This window comes from Nocardia grenadensis NBRC 108939, from assembly GCF_001613445.1.
Taxonomy (GTDB): domain Bacteria; phylum Actinomycetota; class Actinomycetes; order Mycobacteriales; family Mycobacteriaceae; genus Nocardia; species Nocardia grenadensis.
In genome coordinates this window covers 1-4,336 of sequence record NZ_BDCJ01000056.1, presented here as the reverse complement: position 1 = coordinate 4,336, position 4,336 = coordinate 1, and the positions used below count along the sequence as shown (strand labels likewise).

Genomic DNA, 4,336 nt, shown 5'->3' with positions numbered 1-4,336 from the left:
GCGCAGGTGACCGGTAGGCATCTTGACCTGCCGAGCTACGTTGCGCGCGAGCATGTCGGTTTCTACCGCGTCTTGCAACGCCGCCCGAAGCACACGCAGCAACGCCCGTAGGGTTCCCGTACTCGGGTAGCTCTCGCAGCATTCGGCCGGCACTTTGGCACAGCAGCGCGCCCGCCCCGATTCCGCTCGCTTGGCGTCCTTGCCTTGCGCACAGCACTGGCACCGCGTCCGCAAGCCATTCAGCCAGGTGCGAATATGGTCGGCTTGCAGGGCCCGCAGCTTGCGTTTGCCGAGCCCCGGCACCATGTACAAGCGGACCAGCAGCTCATAGGTGACATACGTCGTCGGCCGGACCTCCGGCTGAGCCACGTTCACCAGCCAATGCCGCAAGTACTCGCCCACGGTGGCCGTGGTGATATCAACCGGGACGCCCCGCCGCTGTAGCTCCTTGAGCCGGGTCCGTTCGTTATCCGCCGCTTCCCAGGTGTCCCCGTAGAAGGTGATCCGTTTCCGGGTCCCATCCGGGGCATCCACGAACATACGCAGCTGAAACCGGCCGTCCTTTCGCTGGCTGATCGTGCCCGAGCCGTTCGGGTTCCTGCGGCGAGCAGGCTTCTTGTCGGCCATCACGCGGCCTGGTCGATCAGGTCGGACACGTAGAGGTCGAACGATTGCCGAACGATTCGGCGGGACCGGCCGATGGTGACCGACTGCACCTGCCCGGACCAGATCAACTGATAGATGCTGTAGCGGGAGACCTGCAACACGTCTGCCGCTTGCTGCACCGTCATGAATTTCTCACTCATATCTGCGCCCCTCTCACGCCGCTACCGGAATTGCCGAAGTGTCTTGCTGTGCTGGTGGGCCCGCTGCGAGCAGGGCGCGGGTGTATTCGGCGCGCCAGATCTTGCGTTTGGCGATGGCCGAGAGGATCAGGTGATCGCGGGGCGGGGCCGAGCGGTCGCCGGGCCGGACGATGGAGAGCTTGAGATGTGAGGTGTCGGGTTTGACGATCCCGACCTGGGCGAGGAGTTGCCGAACGAATTCGGCGCGGTCGGCCTTGTGATCGGGCAGGGTTTTGTTCGACCACTGCCGGGAGACCAGGACCCGGCGGCCGGGCAGGCCGAGGGTGTCGCGACGGTGTGCTTTGCCCTTGCAGCGGCCGGGGATGGTCTTCTCGGTGGCGCCCTGGGGGACGATGCCGTAGCGCAGCCAGACCGGGCAGCGTTTCGAGCACGGGGTGTGCTGCAACTCCTGGTGCAGCCGGTTGTAGTGGGCGCGGGTGCGGTCGGAGTCGGTCTCCAGGACTTCGGCGATGGACTTGGTCAGGTACTTCGTGACGTAGCCGATGGCGCGGTCGGCTTTGCGGCCGGGGACATGGCCCCGGATGTCGGCGCGGTCCATCTGCTCCCCGAACCGGACCACATGCGCGGGTTCCAGGTCGTCGACGTCGTCGAGGAGATCTTGCACGTCATCGAAGGCGAGCAGCGGTGAACGGGTGTCGGGGTCGACGAAGGTCAGCCGGGCGGGGTCCCAGACGGGGACGATGTCGCCGGGGTAGACCTCGCTGTCGCGGTCGTGCGGGGGCCACCACACGTTGTGGTAGGTCGCGGCGGTGACCTGCCGGATGATGTCGCGGGGTACGGTGCCGCGGATGAGGATGTGCAGGTGCGGGGCGCCGCGTTTCTGGGGTTCGACGGTGCCGTAGTACTGGATGTTCCAGCCGACCGCCCGCCGGAGGTTTTGCATCCACCGGTCGAAGAGCGCCGAGAAGTGCACGACATCGCGGGCGGCACGCTGGTAGTCGTAGTTGTCCGGGTTGACCGGGGAACCGTCCCCGACTGTTTCGCCTTTGTCGTTGACCGCGCCGTCACGGTTGATCGCGCCGTAGGAGGGCATGGTCAGCGTGATGAACATGGACGGTTGATGCCCGGCGTAGGTGCGGCCCACCGTGGTTTTCTCGACCTTGAGCCGGGGCAGGTTCGGGACGTCCTGGCGGCGGCGGGTGGAGCGGGCACGCCGGGGTTTGGGCTCGATATCCAGAGCCGGGAGGCGACCGCGGAACCCGGAGTCTTTCATTTCCGCGTCGAGGTCGGCGACGACTTCCCGGACACCGGACATCGTGTCGGTGTCTCCGTCGGCTTTGGCCTGCTGGTAGGTGTCGAACAAGTCGGCCCGTGCGGCCAGCAGCGCGGTTTGGTGTTCGGTGGGGTCGGTCTTGTCGGTTTCGGGTTCGTGGTCGAGGTGCCAGCCCTCCCGGCATTGGGTGATCCGCAGGAACCGGGCTTTGTCGGCGCAGGCCGGGCACACCGAAGCGACCGTGGACTTGCACGGAGCCGCGACGTATTCCTCGGTGAGGGTTTTCGGGTCGTAGGCCAGCATCGGTATCGGGCGGACACAGATGTGTTCCTGGGCGGCGAGTTCTTCGGCGACATCCCGGAAGTCCGGCAGGCTACGACGCTGGGCCGCTGTCTGCCGGACTGGGACGACCCCGGTATCGGTCGAGGCCGTGAGTTCCATCAGGCGGTGACTCCTTCCGGTTTGGTCCACTGATCCACCCGAGGCGCGAGCACGGTGTCGGCCAGGGCGTCACCGTGGCGGAATCGCAGTTCGACGGTGGCGGGGCCGACGATCGAGGCGTGGCACTGCTCGGCTTTGAAGGCGTGGGCGAGGGTCTCGGCGCGCATCTCGAAATCGGCCGGTGACTGGCCTTCCAGCATCCGCAGCTGCACCCGGTCGGTGCCGTGGCCGATGCCGACCGCGAGCAGTTTCGGTGTGACGGTCCTGGTTTCGGTGGCCGTGGTGAGGCGGCAGGCTTTCATCAGCCGGGCCCAGTTGCGTCGGTAGCGCCACCAGGTGAGGAACCGGGTCCGGGCGCGGTCGGTGACCCAGCGGGCGAACAGGTCGGGAAAGCGGCGGCGGAACCCGAAGATGACAACCACCGCGTACGCGGCTTCGGCGACTCCGACAGGCCACCCGAACAGGTACCCGCTGATAGCGGCGAGGAGGAACGGGACGGAGATGACGGGGAACAGGATCGCCCAATGGAGCGCGACCCCGGCCCCGATGATCAGGTACCAGCCGGTGTTCAGGACTGCGAGGCCGAGCAGGTCGAAGGGGTCACGCCGCTTCTGCGGGCCGGTGGTGACGGTGGCCGTGGTCGAACCGGTGGTGAGCGTGGTCGTGAGGTTCATGACGGGTTCTCCGGATCGAAAAGCGAGAGTTGGTCGGGGCAGGGTTCGTGCAGGTTCTTCCGGACCCGGCGGGAGCGTGTGCGGGGTGTGTGGTCGGTGGCCTGCACGACGAGCCGGGGGCGCTCGCTCGGCTGGTCGGTGGCCGGGGTGCTGGTCATGCCGCCCACCCGGAACCGTCGTCGTCGTGGTAGGTGGTGAAGTCCCAGCCGGGCAGCTGTCCGGTGTCGGCGAACATGCCCACCGCGACCGAGACCGGGTCGTACCCGGCGCGTTCGAGGGCGCAGCGGCGGCGGGCGGCGAGGTCGATCACGTCGGCGGTGGCCGGGGCGGGGATCGTGTTGCGGGTCATGGTGGTATCTCCGTTCGCGGGGGGATGGTTCGCGGGTCTATGCCGCGATCGAGGTCGGTTCGTCGCCGAGGTCGTCGGGGTCGAACCCGGAGTAATCGGCCTGCGGAGACAGATCCGGCGAGGCCGGGGAATAGGCATCGACGATGCGGTCGGCGTCGTCGTCGGAGACCCAGTAGGCGCGGACCCGCCGGAACTCCTTGGCACCGTCTTGGCCGACGTAGGCGACACCGGGCGTTGTGGTCGGAATCTCGTGGCACAACGCGCCCCGATCCTTGGCGCCCTGACCGTGGACCATGGTTGTTTGAGAGGGCTCGGTGAACCGCAGACCGATCCGGATCGAGAACAGTTGCCGATTGGGCATGTTCTCCTTCGACGGGTCCTGCAACGCCACGATCACGCTGTAGCCGACCGCCCGGCCCTGGGTCAGGATCAGACCGAGCAGCCGCAGCCCCTCCGACACCTGCTCTTTGGTCGCGAACGCCGATAACGCCGCGTACTCGTCGATGATGACGACCTTCAACGGTTCCTCGACACTCGGCGTGAACTTGCGGATACCAGCGGCTTTGAACCGGGCCGCACGCTCCTGCATCTCCGACTCAGCGGTCTTCAACATCGCGATGATGCCCTCAGCGGTCCACTGGAAATCGGTCCACAACCGGTCTTCACCACGCCCGAACTCCATCCCACCTTTCGGATCACCCAGCAAGATGTCCACCAGCCCGGCCTTGATCGCGGGACCGAGGCCGTTCACGATCGACCACAACACGCTGCCTTTACCCGACTCGGTGGCACC

7 protein-coding genes are annotated in these 4,336 nt (G+C 66.7%); all 7 read right to left on the bottom strand.

The genetic code is table 11. The features are described 5' to 3' along the window. A partial coding sequence (locus tag NGR01S_RS29685) for an N-terminal phage integrase SAM-like domain-containing protein (protein WP_245664841.1) occupies window positions 1-627 on the bottom strand: 627 nt, incomplete at its 3' end. Next, entirely contained in the window at window positions 627-806 is a 180-nt protein-coding gene (locus NGR01S_RS29680; protein WP_063042719.1) for a helix-turn-helix domain-containing protein, read from the bottom strand. The genes NGR01S_RS29685 and NGR01S_RS29680, both read right to left, overlap by 1 nt. Before the next feature lie 13 nt (window positions 807-819). Beyond that, window positions 820-2,520, bottom strand: a complete 1,701-nt coding sequence (locus NGR01S_RS29675) for a replication initiator (RefSeq protein WP_063025350.1) — start codon at window positions 2,518-2,520, stop codon at window positions 820-822. Then, window positions 2,520-3,194, bottom strand: coding sequence for a hypothetical protein (locus NGR01S_RS29670; RefSeq protein WP_063025348.1), 675 nt, complete (start codon window positions 3,192-3,194; stop codon window positions 2,520-2,522). Before NGR01S_RS29670 ends, NGR01S_RS29675 begins: the two co-directional genes overlap by 1 nt. After that, complete coding sequence (locus NGR01S_RS31390) at window positions 3,191-3,352, bottom strand: hypothetical protein (RefSeq protein ID WP_156511150.1); 162 nt, start codon at window positions 3,350-3,352, stop codon at window positions 3,191-3,193. Before NGR01S_RS31390 ends, NGR01S_RS29670 begins: the two co-directional genes overlap by 4 nt. Next, on the bottom strand, window positions 3,349-3,543 hold the full coding sequence (locus NGR01S_RS29665; RefSeq protein ID WP_063025346.1) for a hypothetical protein: 195 nt from the start codon (window positions 3,541-3,543) through the stop codon (window positions 3,349-3,351). The genes NGR01S_RS31390 and NGR01S_RS29665 overlap by 4 nt, the downstream gene beginning before the upstream one ends. A 37-nt stretch (window positions 3,544-3,580) precedes the next feature. Next, on the bottom strand, window positions 3,581-4,336 hold a 756-nt coding region (locus NGR01S_RS29660), incomplete at its 5' end, for an FtsK/SpoIIIE domain-containing protein (RefSeq protein WP_281179824.1).

Bases quoted from the DNA above. Each gene is read 5' to 3' on its own strand.
- NGR01S_RS29675 (WP_063025350.1), bottom strand. From the start codon at position 2,520: ATGGAACTCACGGCCTCGACCGATACCGGGGTCGTCCCAGTCCGGCAG.
- NGR01S_RS29665 (WP_063025346.1), bottom strand. From the start codon at position 3,543: ATGACCCGCAACACGATCCCCGCCCCGGCCACCGCCGACGTGATCGAC.
- NGR01S_RS29680 (WP_063042719.1), bottom strand. From the start codon at position 806: ATGAGTGAGAAATTCATGACGGTGCAGCAAGCGGCAGACGTGTTGCAG.
- NGR01S_RS31390 (WP_156511150.1), bottom strand. From the start codon at position 3,352: ATGACCAGCACCCCGGCCACCGACCAGCCGAGCGAGCGCCCCCGGCTC.
- NGR01S_RS29670 (WP_063025348.1), bottom strand. From the start codon at position 3,194: ATGAACCTCACGACCACGCTCACCACCGGTTCGACCACGGCCACCGTC.